The 17487-nt window shown below is 60.8% G+C and carries 15 protein-coding genes; 10 read left to right on the top strand and 5 right to left on the bottom strand.

Annotated features, from left to right (window positions below):
* Nucleotides 1-27: 27 nt before the first annotated feature.
* From EPZ47_RS13710 to EPZ47_RS13680, 7 genes are all read left to right on the top strand, one after another.
* Nucleotides 28-687, top strand: a complete 660-nt coding sequence (locus EPZ47_RS13710; RefSeq protein WP_135845269.1) for a helix-turn-helix transcriptional regulator — start codon at nt 28-30, stop codon at nt 685-687.
* Between the two features lie 85 nt (nt 688-772).
* Nucleotides 773-1594 carry a molybdenum cofactor biosynthesis F family protein gene (locus tag EPZ47_RS13705; RefSeq protein WP_135845268.1) on the top strand — a complete coding sequence of 274 codons (822 nt, stop codon included), beginning with the start codon at nt 773-775 and terminating at the stop codon, nt 1592-1594.
* Nucleotides 1587-2387, top strand: coding sequence for an SDR family NAD(P)-dependent oxidoreductase (locus EPZ47_RS13700; RefSeq protein WP_135845267.1), 801 nt, complete (start codon nt 1587-1589; stop codon nt 2385-2387). Before EPZ47_RS13705 ends, EPZ47_RS13700 begins: the two co-directional genes overlap by 8 nt.
* Entirely contained in the window at nt 2380-3147 is a 768-nt protein-coding gene (locus EPZ47_RS13695) for an SDR family oxidoreductase (RefSeq protein WP_135845266.1), read from the top strand. The genes EPZ47_RS13700 and EPZ47_RS13695 overlap by 8 nt, the downstream gene beginning before the upstream one ends.
* Nucleotides 3148-3429: 282 nt before the next feature.
* Nucleotides 3430-4485, top strand: coding sequence for a tetratricopeptide repeat protein (locus EPZ47_RS13690; RefSeq protein ID WP_135845265.1), 1056 nt, complete (start codon nt 3430-3432; stop codon nt 4483-4485).
* A 153-nt stretch (nt 4486-4638) separates the two neighbouring features.
* The gene (locus EPZ47_RS13685; RefSeq protein ID WP_135845264.1) at nt 4639-6141 is read left to right on the top strand and encodes an ATPase domain-containing protein; all 1503 of its coding nucleotides are present in this window, start codon (nt 4639-4641) and stop codon (nt 6139-6141) included.
* On the top strand, nt 6138-7805 hold the full coding sequence (locus tag EPZ47_RS13680; protein ID WP_135845263.1) for an ATP-binding protein: 1668 nt from the start codon (nt 6138-6140) through the stop codon (nt 7803-7805). Before EPZ47_RS13685 ends, EPZ47_RS13680 begins: the two co-directional genes overlap by 4 nt.
* A gap of 108 nt (nt 7806-7913) precedes the next feature.
* On the opposite strand, the gene EPZ47_RS13675 is transcribed toward EPZ47_RS13680, so the two are convergent.
* From EPZ47_RS13675 to EPZ47_RS13655, 5 genes are read right to left on the bottom strand one after another with little or no spacing between them, the layout of a single operon-like run.
* Nucleotides 7914-8291: a response regulator gene (locus EPZ47_RS13675; RefSeq protein WP_135845262.1), complete on the bottom strand. Its 378-nt coding sequence runs from the start codon at nt 8289-8291 to the stop codon at nt 7914-7916.
* The gene (locus tag EPZ47_RS13670) at nt 8284-9564 is read right to left on the bottom strand and encodes a hybrid sensor histidine kinase/response regulator (protein ID WP_135845261.1); all 1281 of its coding nucleotides are present in this window, start codon (nt 9562-9564) and stop codon (nt 8284-8286) included. The genes EPZ47_RS13675 and EPZ47_RS13670 overlap by 8 nt, the downstream gene beginning before the upstream one ends.
* Before the next feature lie 5 nt (nt 9565-9569).
* Nucleotides 9570-10157: a chemotaxis protein CheB gene (locus tag EPZ47_RS13665; protein ID WP_135845260.1), complete on the bottom strand. Its 588-nt coding sequence runs from the start codon at nt 10155-10157 to the stop codon at nt 9570-9572.
* Nucleotides 10154-10969 carry a CheR family methyltransferase gene (locus EPZ47_RS13660; protein WP_135847986.1) on the bottom strand — a complete coding sequence of 272 codons (816 nt, stop codon included), beginning with the start codon at nt 10967-10969 and terminating at the stop codon, nt 10154-10156. The genes EPZ47_RS13665 and EPZ47_RS13660 overlap by 4 nt, the downstream gene beginning before the upstream one ends.
* A complete protein-coding gene (locus EPZ47_RS13655) occupies nt 10969-14451 on the bottom strand; it encodes a response regulator (RefSeq protein ID WP_135845259.1) in 3483 nt (1160 codons plus the stop codon). Before EPZ47_RS13655 ends, EPZ47_RS13660 begins: the two co-directional genes overlap by 1 nt.
* Before the next feature lie 254 nt (nt 14452-14705).
* Here EPZ47_RS13655 and EPZ47_RS13650 point away from each other — a divergent pair, with 254 nt between their 5' ends.
* The 3 genes from EPZ47_RS13650 (at nt 14706) to EPZ47_RS13640 (ending at nt 17458) form a co-directional block, all read left to right on the top strand.
* Nucleotides 14706-15077: a response regulator gene (locus EPZ47_RS13650; RefSeq protein ID WP_135845258.1), complete on the top strand. Its 372-nt coding sequence runs from the start codon at nt 14706-14708 to the stop codon at nt 15075-15077.
* Nucleotides 15078-15168: 91 nt separating this feature from the next.
* Nucleotides 15169-16461 carry a glycosyltransferase gene (locus tag EPZ47_RS13645; protein WP_135845257.1) on the top strand — a complete coding sequence of 431 codons (1293 nt, stop codon included), beginning with the start codon at nt 15169-15171 and terminating at the stop codon, nt 16459-16461.
* A gap of 91 nt (nt 16462-16552) precedes the next feature.
* Nucleotides 16553-17458: an AraC family transcriptional regulator gene (locus EPZ47_RS13640; RefSeq protein WP_135845256.1), complete on the top strand. Its 906-nt coding sequence runs from the start codon at nt 16553-16555 to the stop codon at nt 17456-17458.
* Nucleotides 17459-17487: the final 29 nt, after the last annotated feature.

Below are 17487 nucleotides of genomic sequence, written 5' to 3'. Positions count from 1 at the left end.
GCGGCCCTTTTGACGAAGGTCGCGACCATGAACGTCATCCCCACCCAGGACATCGCCGGCCACTGCCTGCACGCGTTCACCCAGCTCATTCCCGCCAGCCGGGCGGCCTTCTACTGCGTCGACCGGCACCTGCAGGCCCATGACTTCAGCTTGCAGGGCATGAGCGGCGAGATGCATCGCGACTATCTGGACCACTACCGCCAGTTCGACCCGCTGCAACCGCGATACTACGTGTCCAGCGACCTGGCCGTGGTGCCGCTGGGCCTGGCCATGGCCCGCCAACCGATGCGGGACAGCGAGCGCTATCGCAGCTTCTTGCAGCGCTACGGCGTGGTAGATGTCGTGGAAGTCTTCGCCCATCGGGACGGTCAGCCTCAAGCTGCCATTTCGTTATTGCGCACTGTCGACCAAGGCGTTTTCACCCACCAGCAGTTGACCCAACTCAACGCGTTACAGGCCTTGCTGCAACTGGCGGTCGCCTATCTGCCAGCCCATGAGGACGCATTAAGCGACCTGACGCCCAAGGAACGCCAGATTGCCTTGCTGCTGCGCCAAGGCGTAAGCAACAAACAGTTGGCTCGGGAGTTGGATGTGGGCTTGCCGACCATCAAGACTCACCTGATCAACCTGTTCCGCAAGGTTGGCGTGAGCAGTCGTACCGAGTTGGTCAGTGCCCTGTTCCTCTAGCGCAGTTCAACCATACGGTTGATAGGCCGCCGTTGCTCAGAACCGCATGATCCGGGTGGCTATCTCACCCAACCGGAGCCTTGCAATGAGCACACCTACAGACTGGATCACCGTCGGCGCCCTGGCCGACGGCTTCGCCCCTGAAGCCTTCATCCTGCCCAACCTGGCGGATCTGAAGGGCAAGACCTTCACCCTGAATTTCGCCAATGGCTGGCAGATCGAGCATCGATTTGAACAAGACACCGTGTCCTGGGACGCGGCTGACGGGCACTCCAGCGGCACCGCGGTCTATCGGGCCACGTCGGTACGCCCAGGTCTGTACCTGGTGGATTTCCTCAAGGGTGAAGGCGCGCAAACCTTTTCGGTCAGCCTTGTGCTCGATACCGCCAGCGCTGCATTCACCGCCGTGATCGGCCGTATGCCCGCGCCGGAGCAAACCCGTGAAGGCCTTTACAGCCGCGCCTTGGCCGGCAAGCCACTGACCTCGGTTGAAGTGCAGTTCCTCCACGGCAGCCTCGACCGCCCCTGGCAGCCAGGCCTGTGCCCGCACGCCCCGACCAGCGAACTGGTGGGGCTGCGCAACCTGTATCGCTACAGCCCGAGCGAGGTCTATGAACACATTTACCTCAACGACCAGTTCTATTCGTGGCAATGCCTCAAGGGCGTTGAACAAGGCCTGTGCGACACCGATCGCTGCGACACCTACAAGATCGCCGATCAGTTGTACCTGTTCGTCTGGCGGGAAAAGATCATCCCAACCCTGGGCCTGGTGCTGATCGACCTGCAACAACACCGCAGCGACGGCAAGATCTTCGGCTACGCCGGCGCCTCCTTCGATGAGTTTTCCAATTTCCCGGTCAGCTCCTACTGCCAGGTGCTCAACCGGACGGAGTATCCCGATGCCTGAATTACGCACCGTCGTGATCACCGGCGCAGGCACCGGCATCGGTGCCGCCTGCGCCCGATCGTATGCCGCCGAAGGCGCCAACCTGGTGTTGATCGGCAGGCGTCGCGAGCCCCTGGAGCAACTGGCCAGGGAAATCGGCGGCCTGGTGCTGGTGGGCGATGCGGCCTGCCCGACGACCTGGGACGGCTTCATCGCGCAGATCCGCGAGCGCTATGGCCGACTCGATGTGTTGCTGGCCTGTGCCGGCGGCATGGGGCTGGGCAGCGCCACCGAGACCAGCCCGCCGTCCTGGGAAGCGGCCCTGCGCAGCAACCTCGACAGCGCCTTCTACAGCGCCCGGGCTTGCCTGCCGCTGCTGCGGGAAAACGCTGGCAACATTGTGCTGATCGCCTCCATTGCGTCATTGGCGGCAGGCCCCCAAGTCTGCGGCTACACCACCGCCAAGCATGCGCTACTGGGCCTGAACCGCTCCCTGGCACGGGACTATGGTCCCAAAGGCGTGCGGGTCAACGCCGTCTGCCCTGGCTGGGTCCGCACGCCGATGGCCGATGAGGAAATGCAGGTATTGATGCAGTTTCATGGCGAGACGCTGCAACAGGCCTACGACCGGGTCTGCGCCGATGTGCCATTGCGCCGCCCCGCCAGCGCGCAGGAGATTGCCAATGTCTGTCGCTTCCTCGCTTCGGAACAAGCCTCGATCATCACGGGTGCGACGTTGGTGGCCGACGGCGGTTCCAGCATCGTAGATGTGCCAACCCTGGCTTTCAGTCGGATGGAGCAAGCCCATGCCTGAGGATCTGGATTTCAGCGGAAAAACCGTGCTGGTGACCGGCGGCGCCCAAGGCATTGGCCGGGCCATCGTTGAAGCCTTCGCCCTGCGCGGGGCCTGCGTGGTGATCGCCGACCTGGGCCTGGCGCAAGCCGAGGCAGTGGCGAGTCAATTGACTGCCGAGGGTTGTCAGGTGGAAGCCGTGGGCGTCGACCTGGCCGACGCTACGGCGATCTCCGGGATGATGGCCGGGCTGGAGCAACGCTTGGGCAGGCTGGATATCCTGGTGCATAACGCCGGGTATTTCCCGCTGACGCCCTTCGCCCGGATCACGCCGCTGCTGCTTGAGCGAACGCTGGCGGTGAACCTGTCGGCGCTGTTCTGGCTGACCCAGGCCGCGCTGCCGATGTTCCGGCGCCAGGGCCAGGGTTGCGTGCTGGTGACCTCCTCGGTCACCGGCCCGCGGGTCGCGTATCCGGGCCTGAGCCACTACGCGGCGTCGAAGGCCGGGGTCAACGGTTTCATTCGTAACGCGGCGCTGGAACTGGCCGCTGAGAATGTGCGGGTCAACGGTGTCGAGCCCGGCATGATCGCAACACCGGCCATGGCCAACCTCGGGGACGATGAAGTCAACCAGGACATCGCCCGCCGGGTACCGCTGGGGCGCCTCGGCAAGCCGAGCGACATCGCTGGGGCCATGCTGTTCCTGGCCTCGGACCTGGCCGCCTATGTCACCGGACAAACCCTGGTGGTCGACGGCGGTTCGACGTTGCCGGAGGTTTGAGTTTGGGAGCCGGGCTCTTCCGGCAATAGTGGTAGAGCTGCCTGCTCAAATGTTGAATGTGCCGCCGCCATCGCGAGCAAGCTCGCTCCCACATTGGTTTGCGGGCAATCACAAAGTCTGCTTCCACAACCAATCCCTGTGGGAGCGAGCTTGCTCGCGATCAACGATGACGCGGTCTGGTTGAAGCCCACGGCATCACCCGAAGCGTCCTTAAGGTTTGACTCAGGCCCGCACCTGGCCGAAGCTTGCGACATTTCGCGCTTCTGGTTATGGATTTCCTGCATGCATCTGCCCCGCCGCTATCTGCTTATCAGCCTGTCCGTCCTGTTGGTGATCGGTCTCCTCGCGGTGTGGCTACGCAGCACTACCCCGCAGATCCCCGAGGCGATCAAGCGTGGCTACAGTGAAGCCCTGGAAAAGGCCCGCAACGGGCAGCCGGGCGCGGCGCGAATGCTTTATCAACAACTGGGACGCCCGGACCTCTCACCCAAGCGGCGCGTGTGGCTGCACGCCGAGTTGCCCAACTACCCAAGCCCTCAGGCCCTCAAACTGGCGGCCGCGGACCTGCACAGCGAATCGCCAGATGTACGTCGAGCGGCCATTGGCAGCATCGTCGGGCTGGTGCCGACAGGCCAACGCAGCCTATTGCTGGGACCGTTGCTCGATGATGATGACCAGAGCGTCCGATTCGCCGCCGTGAACGCACTACTGGGTTCGTCACCGGATGACCTCGGCTTGTATTTCGGCGCGATGCAGCTCGCCATCGACACCTGGGAGCAGGTGCTTGAAGACGGCCCGCAAACGGCCGAGTCGCACTATCAGCTTGCCCGCCTGCACTTGCACAACGCCGAGCTGAAAAAGGCCCAGCAGGCGCTGGAACACACCTTGCGCCTGCAACCGGACAACCTGCCGGCGTTGGTCATGCAGATCGAAGTGCTGGACAAACAGGGCCAGGGCGAAGCCGCAAGACATTTGCTCGCCCGGCAGTTGCAAACCCAACCGGACTCGGCTTATCTGCAACATGCATTGGGCCTGTGGCTGCTGCAACATGGCCAGAACGAATACGCGGTACTGGGCCTGGCAAAAGCCGTGGAACTTGAACCCAATAACCGCACATACCGTTATGACCTGGCAACCACCCTGCACGCCGAGCAGGAACTGGAAGCCGCGCAGAAACAGCTACAGGAAATCGTCCAGCGCTACCCCGCCGACCGCAAGGCCCGAGTGTTGTTGATCAACTACTGGAAGGAGACCGGACAATTGCAGAATGTGCAGATCCTGCTGGCCCAACTCGAGCAGCTCAACCCCGACGATCCGGCCTTGCAGCAAGGCCTGTAGGCATCGCACCACCAGCCAGAAATTGTGCAGTAGACCTCGTTTTGCAACAGAAAGCGGAACCGCCATCATCGCAAAAGGTCAAGTGTTCAGGCAGTTCATTCTCAGGCGTACTCCAGCCTGCTGCCCACTTCCCTAGTCATGAGAGGGCTATTTTTGTCTACATCTATTGAGTTGATCAGCGCAAAAGCCGCCACCGGTATTGAAGGGTTGGACGATATCCTTTGCGGTGGCCTGTCCCGCGGCCATGTGTTCCTGCTGGAAGGGGAACCGGGGACCGGCAAGACCACGGTCGCGTTGCAATTCCTGCTGGCCGGCGCCAAAGCCGGTGAACGTTCGTTGTACATCACGCTGTCGGAAACCGAGCGTGAACTGCGCCAGGGCGCGGCATCCCACGGCTGGACCATCGATGAGAACGTTCATATTTTCGAGCTGACCCCGCCCGAAAGCCTGCTCAATGCCGAGCATCAACAAAGCCTGTTGTACTCCTCGGACCTGGAGCTGGGCGAAGCGACCCGCCAGATCTTCGAAGTGGTCGAGCGCGTCAAGCCGACCCGGGTGGTGCTCGACAGCCTGTCGGAGATCCGCCTGCTGGCGCAAAGCTCCCTGCGCTATCGCCGCCAGATCCTGGCGATCAAACACTACTTCGTGCGCTATGACGCTACGGTGTTGCTGCTGGACGACTTGACCACCGAGTCCCTGGACAAGACCGTGCACAGCGTCGCCCACGGGGTGATCCGCCTGGAAGAACTGACCCCCAATTATGGCGCCGAGCGGCGGCGGATCCGGGTGGTGAAATATCGCGGGCAAAAATACCGCGGTGGCTTTCATGATTTCACCATCATGGGCGACGGCATCCATGTTTTTCCGCGCCTGGTGGCAGCCGAACACCGCGGGCAGTACCTGCGCCAACAGCTCTCCAGCGGCCTGGATGGCGTGGACGCCCTGCTCGGTGGCGGTATCGAGACCGGCTCCAGCACGTTGATCCTGGGTCCCGCCGGCACCGGCAAGTCCTTGATTTCGATGATCTTTGCCGCCGCTGCCGTGCAGCGCGGCGAGAAAGCCGCGCTGTTCATCTTCGACGAAGAGTTGGGCCTGCTGTTCGAGCGCATGAAGAACGTAGGCATCGACCTGGAGGCGCTGAGAAGGACCGGAAACCTGGTGATCGAACAGGTGGACGCCGCCGAGCTGTCCCCCGGCGAATTCTCACATCGGGTGCGCAGCTGCGTCGATGAAGGCAACATCAAGACCGTTGTGATCGACAGTATCAACGGCTACCAGGCCGCCATGCCGGAGGAAAACGCCCTGGTGCTGCATGTGCATGAGCTGCTGCTCTATCTGAACCGCAGGGGCGCGGCGACCTTCATGACCGTGGCACAACACGGCCTGGTGGGCGACATGCAGGCGCCTGTGGACATTACCTACCTGGCCGACACGGTGATTCTGTTGCGTTATTTCGAGGCGCTGGGCAAGGTCCGCCGCGCGATATCCATCATCAAGAAACGCACCGGCAGCCACGAATCCACCATTCGCGAATACCGCATCAGCCCCCAGGGCATGACCATCGGCGAACCGCTGGAAGCGTTCCAGGGCGTATTGCGTGGGGTGCCAAACTATGTGGGAGCGGATAACCCGCTGCTCAAGGATGACTTACCGTGACGTTGGCCGAGCCCCTGTCGGAGCGGGCATTGATCCTCGCACCGCTGGGACGGGACAGCCAGATCGCCCTGATGATCCTCAACGAAGCCGGCTTTGCCGGCCTCATCTGTCGCCATCTGGGGCACCTGTGCGAAGAACTGGAGCACGGTGCCGGCCTGTTGGTGGTGTCCTCGGAGGCCCTGGTCGGGCCGGACCTCGAAACCCTGCTCCTGCATATCGAACAGCAACCGGCCTGGTCCGACCTGCCCATCGTCCTGTTGACCCACCACGGCGGCCCTGAACAGAACCCGGCAGCCCGCATCGGTGCCCAACTGGGTAACGTGACGTTCCTCGAGCGCCCTTTTCACCCGGTGACCCTGGTGAGCCTGGTGACCACTGCCGTACGCGGTCGCCGAAGGCAGTACGAAGCCCGGGACCGCCTGATCGACCTCAGCAACAGTGAACTGCGCCTGCAAACGATCCTCGAAACCCTCGAGCAGCAGGTGGAGGAACGCACGGCCCAATTGCGGCATAACGAAGAAGCCCTGCGCCAGTCGCAGAAAATGGAAGCCGTCGGCCAGCTCACTGGCGGCATTGCCCATGACTTCAACAACATGCTCACCGGAATCATCGGCAGCCTTGAGTTGCTGCGCCGGCGCCTGGCCCGGGGCCGCACCGAGGACCTGGACAGCCTGATCGACCTCGGCGTGACCTCGGCCAACCGCGCCGCCGGCCTGACCCATCGCTTGCTGGCCTTCTCCCGCCGACAATCGCTGGATTCAAAAGCCGTGCAGATGAATACACTGGTGCTGTCCATGGGGGAGCTGCTGCAACGCAGCCTCAATGAGAGCGTGCGGCTGGACATGCAACTGGACGATCAGCTCTGGATCGCCGAAGCCGACCCCAACCAACTGGAAAGCGCGTTACTTAACCTGGTACTCAACGCCCGTGACGCCATGCCGGACGGCGGAGAGCTGGTGGTTCAGACGTTCAACCGACACTTGGATGCCGGTTTCACCGACGCCTACAGTAACCTGGAGCCCGGCGACTATGTCGTGCTGAGTGTCCGGGACACTGGTTGCGGCATGCCCGAAGCGGTCATCAATCGCGCATTCGACCCATTCTTCACCACCAAGCCCATCGGCCAGGGCACCGGGCTGGGCCTGTCGATGATCTATGGGTTCAGCAAGCAATCGCGTGGCCATGTGACGATCGACAGCGAAGTCGGCAAGGGCACCACGGTCAATCTTTACCTGCCACGCTTCGTCGGTGAAGCGATACAGGAGCCCCCGGTCGTCACCCCGCACGCGCCGCATGCGCGGGATGGCGAGACGGTGCTGATCGTCGAGGACGATCCGGCGGTACGGGTGCTGGTCAGTGCCGTGTTGAGCGAACTGGGCTATGCGTTTGTCGAGGCCGCCGACGCCGACGGCGCGATGCCGCTGCTCCAGTCCGACCAACGCATCGATCTGTTGATCAGCGACGTAGGCCTGCCGGGCATGAATGGCCGGCAACTGGCGGAAATCGGCCGGCAGATCCGCCCGGACCTGCGGGTGTTGTTCATCACCGGGTATGCCGAGCATGCGGCGGTCCGTGGCGGCTTCCTGGACCCGGGCATGCAGATGATCACCAAACCGTTCACCTTTGATTTGTTGACGGCCAAGGTGCGGGAAATGATCCTGTAGAGGCTGCCGAAGGCGGCGATCTTTTGATCTTTCGCTTGCGACTCAATTGTCTGGGGCGAGATCGCAGCCTCGTTGCACTCGGCAGCTCCTACAGGGCAGGTGAGATGGTTATGACAGCATGGCCTGCATCATTTCCTGCAACACATCCAGGTCGAACGGTTTTGCCAGGATCGGGGCCGTGCGGGTGATTGAGCTGTCGGTCTCGCGCACTTCCTGCGGATAACCGCTGATGAAAATGACTTTCAGGTCGGGGCGCAACCGGACCGCCGGTTCAGCGATCTGCACACCGGTGATGCCGCCCGGCAGGCGGAAGTCGGTGATCATCATGTCCAGGTGGGGCTTGCTTGCCAGGATCTCGAACGCCTGCTCGCCGTTTTCCGCCTGCAGTATCCGATACCCTTCGCCCGACAGGTAGGCAGACAGCACCATCAGGATCGACGGGTCATCCTCGACGATCAGTACAACGTCTTGCGCATCTTCACTCATGAGAAGCCTTTGTTCGATCAATAGCTGCTGATACGACCTTAGGGTCACCCAGAGGTTGCGTCTGTTCGATGGTTTTGTGCAAGGTGGTTTTCAGCAAAGGCAGGCAAACACGGAATAACGCCCCTTCGTTGATGCGACTATTGACCGTGATTGTCCCCCCATGAGCGCTAACAATCTGCTCGGAGATGAACAGCCCCAACCCCAGGCCGGAGGCAACCGCCTTGGACGACACCCGCTCGAATTGCTGGAAGATACGCTTCTGGTTTTCTTCGCTGATGCCAATGCCGTGGTCCTGGACTTCGACGCAAGCATGGTCCTGCGTCTTGTAGACGCGCACCTCGATCGGGCTTCTACCGCCATAGCGCAAGGCGTTGGTCAGCAGATTCGACACCACCTGTTCGACCCGGAACTCATCCCAGAACCCCTCCACTTCCGGCTCCGCGGTGCAGATCAATGAGCATTCGGCAGCGGCGATCTGTGGCTGGAAATTGTGCAACAGGTTCTGCACCAGCGCCGTCAGGTTGAAGCGCGAGGGACGGATGGACAACTTACCGGTGCGAATCCGCGAGACGTCCAGCATGTCTTCGATCAAGCGGATCAGGCTCTTGATCTGGCGCTCATCGCGTTCGACCATCGCCCGCACCTTGTCCAGGCTGAAGGCTGCGGCGTTGTCCCGGGCCAAGTGCATCTTGCGCAGTTGCGTCTCGAGGATCAGGCCATTGAGGGGAGTACGAACCTCATGGGCGACGATCGACATAAAGTCATCACGCATCCGCACTGCCTGCTCCAGCTCGCTGCGAGTGGCCTCCAACTGCTGCAACAAAATCTCCTGCTCCCGGCGACTCTGCTCCAGGGCAACAACCTGTTCCTTCATTGCCTTTTTCTGGCGATAGAGCTCGACGAACACATTGACCTTGCTTTTGACCGCGTGGGTGTCCAACGGCTTATGCAGGAAGTCCACCGCGCCGCTTTCATAACCGGTGAAGGCGTAGTTGCGTTCACGACCCGCGGCGCTGACAAAAATGATCGGGATGCTGCGGGTCTTTTCAGTACCGCGCATCAGCTCGGCCAGTTCGAAACCGTTCATTCCCGGCATCTGCACATCAATGATGGCCAGGGCAAACTCATGCTGCAGCAACAGGGACAGCGCTTCGTCAGCCGACAGGGCCGTGAAGACCTCGCGGTCATCGCGCCTGATCAGCGCGTCCAGGGCCAACAGATTCTCCGGCAGATCGTCAACGATCAGCAGCTTGGCTTGAATATCTCTTGGCATGTGGTTCATTCCAGCCCGGCCAGCAACTGGCCGATGTCTTGCAAAGTAAGGATATGGTCGGGCTCATGCAGAGCCAGCGCGGCTTCGGGCATGGTCGAGACGTGTGCTTCGTCGGGATCCTGGACCACCGTGACGCCGCCCAGCTCCCGGACCCTGGCCAGCCCCTTGGCACCGTCGCTATTGGCACCGGTGAGGACCACCGCCAGCAGGTTCGCCCCGTAGACATCGGCGGCCGACTCGAACAGCACATCAATGGACGGCCGCGAATGGTGCACCGGGTCCTCCAGGCTCAACGACAAACTGCGGTCGGCCTCGACCGACAAGTGGTAGCCGGGCGATGCCACGTACAAGGTACCCGGCACGACGTCCTGCTTGTCCCGCGCCTCTTCCACCGGCACGGCCAGCCGGTGGCCGAACACACTGGCCAGTTGGCTATCGCGCTCATCCGGCAAATGCAGCACCACCAGGATTGGCACGCCGAACCCCTTGCGCAGGTGCCCGAAGACTTTGAGCAGCGCTTCGACGCCGCCAGCGGAGGCGCCAACGACAATGGCCTCGATTCGGGATCTGGATCTGTCCATCATGTAATTCATAACTTGCGATAGATCCGTTCCTGTTTGATCAGCGCGTCGAATCGATGGCCGTAAGCCGAAAAATCCAGCGTCTCCTTGCTGCCCAACACCAGGAAACCGCGGTGGCAGAGGGACTCATGAAACAATCCAAACGCACGATCCTGAAGTTTTTTATTGAAATATATCAATACGTTACGACATGAAATTAACTGAGTTTCTGAGAAAACACTATCCGTTGCCAGGCTGTGATCGGCAAAGGTCACGTTCTCACGCAGGGTTTTATCAAACATCGCGTAATCGTAGGCGGCGGTGTAGTAATCGGCAAACGATTGCCGCCCCCCGGCACGCTGGTAGTTTTGGGTGTAGGCCCGTATGTTTTCCAGGGAAAAAATGCCTTGCTTGGCTTTTTCCAGTGAGCGTGGATTGATATCAGTGGCATAGATGAGCGTGCGATCCAGCAGGCCCTCCTCACGCAGTAGAATCGCCATGGAGTAGACCTCCTCGCCTGTGCTGCACCCGGCGATCCAGATCTTGATCGACGGATACGTCCTGAGCAGCGGCACCACTTCCTCGCGGATCGCCAGGAAATGCGCTGGGTCGCGAAACATCTCGCTGACCGGAATCGTCAGCAGTTGCAGCAACTGCATGAACGCGCCCGGGTCATGCAGCACGCGCTCCTGCAGTGCCGAGATGGTCCGGCACTCGAACTGGCGCAGCGCATGGTGGACCCGGCGCTTGATGGACGCACCAGAGTAATCGCGAAAATCGTAGCTGTACTTGAGGTAGATCGCTTCGATCAACAACCGAAGTTCAATATCAGTGTCACGGTCCACTAAATTCTTTCCATATTCGGCAACCACACGCGAATCAGTGAGAACAGACGATCCAGGTCGATCGGCTTGGCCAGGTAATCGTTGGAACCCGCCGCCAGGCAGCGCTCCTGATCATCCTTCATGGCCTTGGCCGTCACGGCAATGATCGGTAACTTGCGCCAGCGCGGATCCTTGCGGATCAACGCGGTGGCTTCAAAACCGTCCATCTCCGGCATCATCACGTCCATCAGCACCAGGTCGATGTCTTCGACTTCATTCAAACGGTCGATCGCCTCAAAGCCGTTACGGCCGATGATCACGATCGCCCCCTTCGCCTCCAGGGCGCTGGTCAGGGCAAAGATGTTGCGCACATCGTCGTCCACCAGCAGCACCTTGCGGCCTTCGAAAACCTTGTCGCGGCTGCGGGCGGTCTTGAGCATCCGCTGCCGTTCATGGGACAACCGGGATTCGACTTTGTGCAAAAAGAGTGTCACCTCGTCCAGCAGGCGCTCTGGCGAGCGGGCGCCCTTGATGATGATCGAACGCGAATACTTGCGCAGCTCGGCCTCTTCGTCGCGGGTCAGGTTGCGCCCGGTGTAGACGATCACCGGAGGGAACGAACAGATCTCTTCGGTGGACATGCGCTTGAGCAGGTCATTGCCCAGCATGTCCGGCAGCTTGAGGTCGATGATCATGCAGTCATAGACGTTGGTGCGCAGCAGGTCGAGCGCTTGCTGGGCCAGGCCGACGGCGGTGATTTCGATGTCATCGTCGCCGATCAGGCGGGTAATGCTGTCACGCTGCAAGTCGTCGTCTTCCACCAGCAGCACGCGCTTGACCTTTTGGGTCAATTTGGCCTCCAGGCGGGCGAACACGTCCTTGAGCTCCTCGCGGGTGGTCGGCTTGACCGCATAACCGACAGCGCCCATGTGCATTGCCGCTTCGACGCGATCCTCGACGGAAATGACGTGCACCGGGATATGCCGGGTTTCGGCCTGCTCCTTGAGCCGCTGCAATACCGTCAACCCGGAATGATCCGGCAGGCGCATGTCCAGCAGAATAGCGTCGGGGCTCAGTTTCAAGGCCAGGTCAAAGCCTTCATCGGCGCCGTGGGCCACCAGGCACTGGTAACCGAGCTCATGGGCCAGGTCGAACAGGATCCGGGCAAACTCAGACTCATCTTCGATTACCAGGATGCAGCGGGTGTCGAACGGCGCCTTGTCGCGGTCATCGGCGAAGCGGGCGATGGAGGTGTCCAGCTGGGCGATCGGCGGCGCCGGCGCAGGTTTCTGAGGTGTCGGCGCCAACGTGGTGGCCGTCGGGGTGAATACTCTCGGCTGTGCCGGAGTTGGCCCCGGCTCGACATAGCGTTCAGGCAAGACCAGCGTAAACACACTGCCCTGCCCCGGTTCACTGGTCACCGAGATCGAACCACCCAACAACGTGGCCAGGTCGCGGGAAATCGACAACCCCAGACCGGTGCCGCCGTAACGGCGGTTGGTGGTGCCATCGGCCTGGCGGAACGCCTCAAAGATGCTTTGCTGCTGATCGGCGGCGATACCGATACCCGAGTCGCGCACCATGAACGCGATGCCTGAGCCCGGCTGGCCGGCAACAGACAGGCGCACGGCCCCCTGCTCGGTGAACTTCACGGCGTTGGATAACAGGTTCTTGATTACCTGCTCCAACCGCTGGCGGTCGGTGTACAACATCGCCGGCGCGTCAGCCAGCATCTCCACCTCGAAACCCAGGCCCTTTTCGGCCGCCAGTGGCTTGAACATATCGTGCAACCCTTCCACCAAGCGCGGCACACTGGTGTTTTCCGGGCGCACTTCCAGTTTCCCGGCCTCGACCTTGGAGATATCAAGAATGTCGTTGATCAGATTCAACAGGTCGTTGCCCGCGGAGTAGATCGACTCGGCAAACTTGACCTGCTCTTCGCTGAGGTTTTGCTGCGGGTTCTCCGCCAACAGCTTGGACAGGATCAGCGAACTGTTGAGCGGTGTCCGCAGTTCATGGGACATGTTGGCCAGGAACTCGGACTTGTACTTGCTCGAACGTTGCAGCTCTTCGGCACGTTCCTGCAATTGGACCTGGGCCAGGTTCAGCTCGCTGTTCTTCTGGTCCATGATGTCGCGCTGCTGCGCCAATTGTTCGTTGGTCTGCTCCAGTTCCAGTTGCTGGGTTTCCAGGTGAACCTGGGATTCCTTGAGGATGCGTGATTGTTCTTCCAGCTCTTCGTTGGCCGTCTTGAGCTCTTCCTGCTGGACTTGCAGCTCTTCGTTCAACTGTTGGGTCTCGGCCAACACCTCCTGCAAGCGTTGACGATAACGCGCTGCTTCAATGGAGGTGCCAATATTGCCAGCCACCAGTTCCAGCAGTTCGATGTCGCGCTCGCTCAGTGGGCGCAGGAAACCCAGTTCGATGACACCGTTGATCCGGTCGTCGTCGCTGGTCGGCACCACCACCACGCTATTGGGCAAGCCCTGGCCCAGTCCCGAGCTGACTTTCAGGTAATCGTTGGGCACATCATCCAGGCGGATCGGACGTCCTTGCTGTACGGCTTGGCCAACAATGCCTTCACCGACGATGATCACCTGATGCTGTTCATCCTCCTCCCGAGACATGCCATAAGTGGCCACGCGCTTGAGCAGGCCGTTCTCCTCCCGCGTATAAAGCGCCGCCACGACAGTACCCATGTACTGCGCACAAAACTGCAGGATGTTGCGCCCCAGCAGGTTCAGCGTCAGTTGCCCCAGGACCTGCTCGGCCAGCAGTGTCTGGCCATTGCGCAGCCAAGCCTGTTTCTCCAGGTGCAAGGCGCTCTGCTGCTGGATTTTGAGGCTCGCGCTGTAGTTGCTGGACAGGGTCAGCAGGTCCCGGCGACCGACGTAGGCCAGTAACCCGCTGACGGCGGCAACAAACAGCAGATACAGGGAGATGCTCCAGACGGTGGTGGCGCGCACCTCCTCGTTGCGCCGCGCGCGCAGGTGCTGCTCGGTCTCGACGATGTCTTCGAAGGTCCTGCGAATCTCGTCCGTCAGGCGTTTGCCGCGCCCACCCCTCACTATGCCCCTGTAATCGCCGCTGCTGCGTTGCAGGTCGATCAGGCTCTGGGCGTAATTGGCCCATTCCACCTGAAGCGCTTGTACCTTGTGCAGGCGGTCGGTCTGGATGGGGTTGTCGGCTGTCAATTCCAACAATGTTTCCAGCGCCACGGCAATCCGCGGTTTGGCGACTTCATAGGGCTCGAGGAAATGCTCATCGCCGTTCAGGAGGTAGCCACGCATGCCGGTCTCCAGGTCCACGCTCAGTTTCAGCGCTTCGTTGGCATTATTGATCACCCGGTCGGTATGCCCGACCAATTGAATGACCGACAGCAGATAGGTGATCAACACGATGAAGAACACCGCGCTGAGGGCACCCATGCCCAGCGGCAGGCTGATATTACGGCTCAAAAGCTTGCGAAAACTGTGCTCGTCAACCGAAGACGAAGGAGTCATGGAAAAGGCCTTGGTGGACAGTTGAAAACCATGGATTCTGCCCGAAAAACATCGGTTGGATCCACATTTCTGACGAGACAAAGACGCTAATCCTGCGGCGAACTGCCTTGTAGCCAAGAAGCGACTATCCTTGTCAGCTCTTGTACTATAGATCCTTTCTTGTACAACTCAGGGAACTTGTGCTGCCTTGCCACTTACTCATGCATGAGGCGGTTTTTTTATGCCCTTCCCGACCCCATTTTGAGAATGCCACTATGTCCATCCCCGCTCCCGCCACTCAACCCACCATTCTGGTCGTCGAAGACGACGACATTGTGCGTATGTTGATCGTCGACGTACTGGAAGAGCTGGAATACCAGGTGTTGGAAGCGGACGGTTGTGAACAGGCATTGGCGTTTCTGCGCGACGACGAGCAACCCATCGCCCTGATGATGACGGACGTCGGCCTGCCGATAATGGACGGGCGTGAGTTGGCGAAGCAGGCCTGCCTGGTGCGGCCTGGGCTGGCGATCCTGTTTGCCAGCGGTTATGCCGAAAGCATCGATATACCCGAAGGCATGGCAGTCATCGGCAAGCCCTTCTCCATCGATCAGTTGCGTGACAAGGTCAAAAGCATTCTGGCTTGAGCCCAGGCGGATTCTTGGTCACTATCGGCGCCCCCTGCTTGACTGCGCCTGATTCGCTCCAAGCTGATTCAATCCAAGGAAACGCCCGTCCATGCCTCATCCCTCCGCCACCAAGGTCCTGGTTATCGGCTATGTCTGGCCCGAGCCGCGCTCATCGGCCGCCGGTGGACACGTCATGCAACTGCTGGAGACTTTCCTCGGGCAAGGCTGGGACATCACCTTCAGCAGCCCCGCAAACCCAGGCGAAAACCGCGCCGACCTGATCGCGCTGGGCATCCGCGAAGTGCCGATCGAGCTCAATAGCAGCCGTTTCGATGCGTTCATCCGTGAGTTGGCCCCGGATATCGTGTTGTTCGACCAGTTCATGATGGAAGAACAATTCGGCTGGCGCGTCGAGAAAAACTGCCCGCACGCCCTGCGCGTGCTGGAGACTTCCGACCTGCAGAGCCTACGCCACGCCCGTCATCAGCGCCTGAAGGATCGCTTGAAGGTCGATGACGTTTCCCAGGATTTCAGCGACGTTTTTGCCCCGGCCCTGCATGAAGAGTTCGCACTGATGGCCGGCACCGACCTGGCCCAGCGGGAAATCGCCGCCCTGTACCGCTGCGACCTCAACCTGATGGTGTCCGAGGTTGAAATCGAACTGCTGGTGGAACACTTCAAACTGCCCCGCAGCCTGCTGCTCTGGTGCCCGTTGATGCTCGACCTGCCGAGTGAACCACTCGTGCCGTTCGAAGAGCGGGCGCACTTCTTGAGCATCGGCAACTTCCGCCATGCGCCGAACTGGGACGCGGTGCTCTGGATGAAAAACGCCATCTGGCCGCTGATCCGCCAACAACTGCCCGGTGCGCAACTGCATCTATACGGCGCCTACACCCCGCCCAAGGCTGCCGCGTTGCACAACCCGGCCCAGGGTTTCCACATCATGAACTGGGCCGAAGACGCCTTGCAGGTGATGTCGGCGGCACGGGTCTGCCTGGCACCCTTGCGTTTTGGCGCCGGCATCAAGGGCAAACTGATCGAATCCATGCTCTGCGGCACGCCCAACGTCACCACGCCCATCGGCGCCGAGGCCATGTACGGCGAACTGCCCTGGCCCGGGTCGATTGCCCAAAGCGCCGAAGACATCGCCCGCGCCGCCGTGCAGTTGTACAGCGACCCGGTGCGCTGGACCGAGGCCCAGGATGCCGGCCTGGCCTTGCTGGCGAACCGTTACCAGCGTCAGGTACACGGCCCGGCGCTGATTGAAAGCATCACGGCCTGCCGGGCCGAGCTTGCGCAACGACGCCGGGACAATTTCACCGGCAGCATGCTGCGTCACCACCAGCACAAGAGCACCCAATACATGTCCCAGTGGATCGAAGAAAAGAATCGCAACGCCTAGGGGCGTAAGTGCCACCTCCCCAATCAGGGTGGCACCTGTGCGGCGATGGGGGCATTATTCAGCGGCGATAACAACAAAAGACGTCAGGCACATGACCCGAACAGCGCGAATCACCGATCCTTCCTACGAGTTGATGGACGACCATAACGGGCTGTCCATCATCTACCGTCAGCACGGTTTCCCCTGCCCACTGGTGCGTTGGCATTTCCACAAGGAATACGAGCTGCACCTGATCGTCGCCAGTTCCGGCAAGGTGTTCATTGGCGATTACATCGGCAACTTCTATCCGCAGTCGCTGTTTCTCACCGGCCCCAACCTGCCCCACAACTGGATCAGCCAGGTGGCCGAAGACGAAGTGGTGCCCAAGCGCGACATGCTGGTGAATTTCACCGACGAATTGTTCGAAAGCGGCCATCAAGTGTTTGCCGAGCTCAAGACCGTCGCGCCGCTGCTTGAACGCGCCCAGTACGGTATCGAATTTCGCTGCAAGCGCACCATCCGCCAGGCCATGATCCTGATGCAGCGCATCGCCGACTCCCGGGGCATGAGCCGCCTGGGGCATTTTTTCATTCTGATGGAGCTGCTGGCCGCCACGGATGACTATCAACTGCTCTCCGGCGCCACGGCCCCGCAAACGGCGGACGAACACAGCATCGACCGCACCAACCGGGCGGTGGATTACATTTTCGCCCATTACGCCCGGGAACTGTCCCTGGAAGAAGTCGCCGAGCACCTGGGCATGAAACCCACCTACTTCAGCCGGGTGTTCAAACAGGCCACCGGGCGGTGTTTCATCGAATTCGTCAATCGGCTGCGCATCAGCAAATCCTGCGAATTGCTGGCCGATGGCGATAAACCGGTGACGGACGTGTGCTTTGAATCCGGTTTCAACAACATCTCCAACTTCAACCGGCGTTTCCAGCAGCTCAAGGGCATGACCCCTTCCCACTACCGGCGGCTGGCGGTACAGCGCTTGACCGAGCAGAACCAGGGCTGACACGCTCGAATGATCCTGTGGCGGGATTT

Origin of the sequence: Pseudomonas viciae, assembly GCF_004786035.1 — a bacterium.
Lineage (GTDB): Bacteria > Pseudomonadota > Gammaproteobacteria > Pseudomonadales > Pseudomonadaceae > Aquipseudomonas > Aquipseudomonas viciae.
Note: the sequence above shows the minus strand (reverse complement) of the source record. Positions and strands in the feature narration are given on the sequence as shown.

Bases quoted from the DNA above. Each gene is read 5' to 3' on its own strand.
- EPZ47_RS13690 (WP_135845265.1), top strand. From the start codon at position 3,430: ATGCATCTGCCCCGCCGCTATCTGCTTATCAGCCTGTCCGTCCTGTTG.
- EPZ47_RS13705 (WP_135845268.1), top strand. From the start codon at position 773: ATGAGCACACCTACAGACTGGATCACCGTCGGCGCCCTGGCCGACGGC.
- EPZ47_RS13700 (WP_135845267.1), top strand. From the start codon at position 1,587: ATGCCTGAATTACGCACCGTCGTGATCACCGGCGCAGGCACCGGCATC.
- EPZ47_RS13665 (WP_135845260.1), bottom strand. From the start codon at position 10,157: ATGAATTACATGATGGACAGATCCAGATCCCGAATCGAGGCCATTGTC.
- EPZ47_RS13655 (WP_135845259.1), bottom strand. From the start codon at position 14,451: ATGACTCCTTCGTCTTCGGTTGACGAGCACAGTTTTCGCAAGCTTTTG.
- EPZ47_RS13710 (WP_135845269.1), top strand. From the start codon at position 28: ATGAACGTCATCCCCACCCAGGACATCGCCGGCCACTGCCTGCACGCG.
- EPZ47_RS13640 (WP_135845256.1), top strand. From the start codon at position 16,553: ATGACCCGAACAGCGCGAATCACCGATCCTTCCTACGAGTTGATGGAC.
- EPZ47_RS13695 (WP_135845266.1), top strand. From the start codon at position 2,380: ATGCCTGAGGATCTGGATTTCAGCGGAAAAACCGTGCTGGTGACCGGC.
- EPZ47_RS13675 (WP_135845262.1), bottom strand. From the start codon at position 8,291: ATGAGTGAAGATGCGCAAGACGTTGTACTGATCGTCGAGGATGACCCG.
- EPZ47_RS13670 (WP_135845261.1), bottom strand. From the start codon at position 9,564: ATGCCAAGAGATATTCAAGCCAAGCTGCTGATCGTTGACGATCTGCCG.
- EPZ47_RS13645 (WP_135845257.1), top strand. From the start codon at position 15,169: ATGCCTCATCCCTCCGCCACCAAGGTCCTGGTTATCGGCTATGTCTGG.
- EPZ47_RS13650 (WP_135845258.1), top strand. From the start codon at position 14,706: ATGTCCATCCCCGCTCCCGCCACTCAACCCACCATTCTGGTCGTCGAA.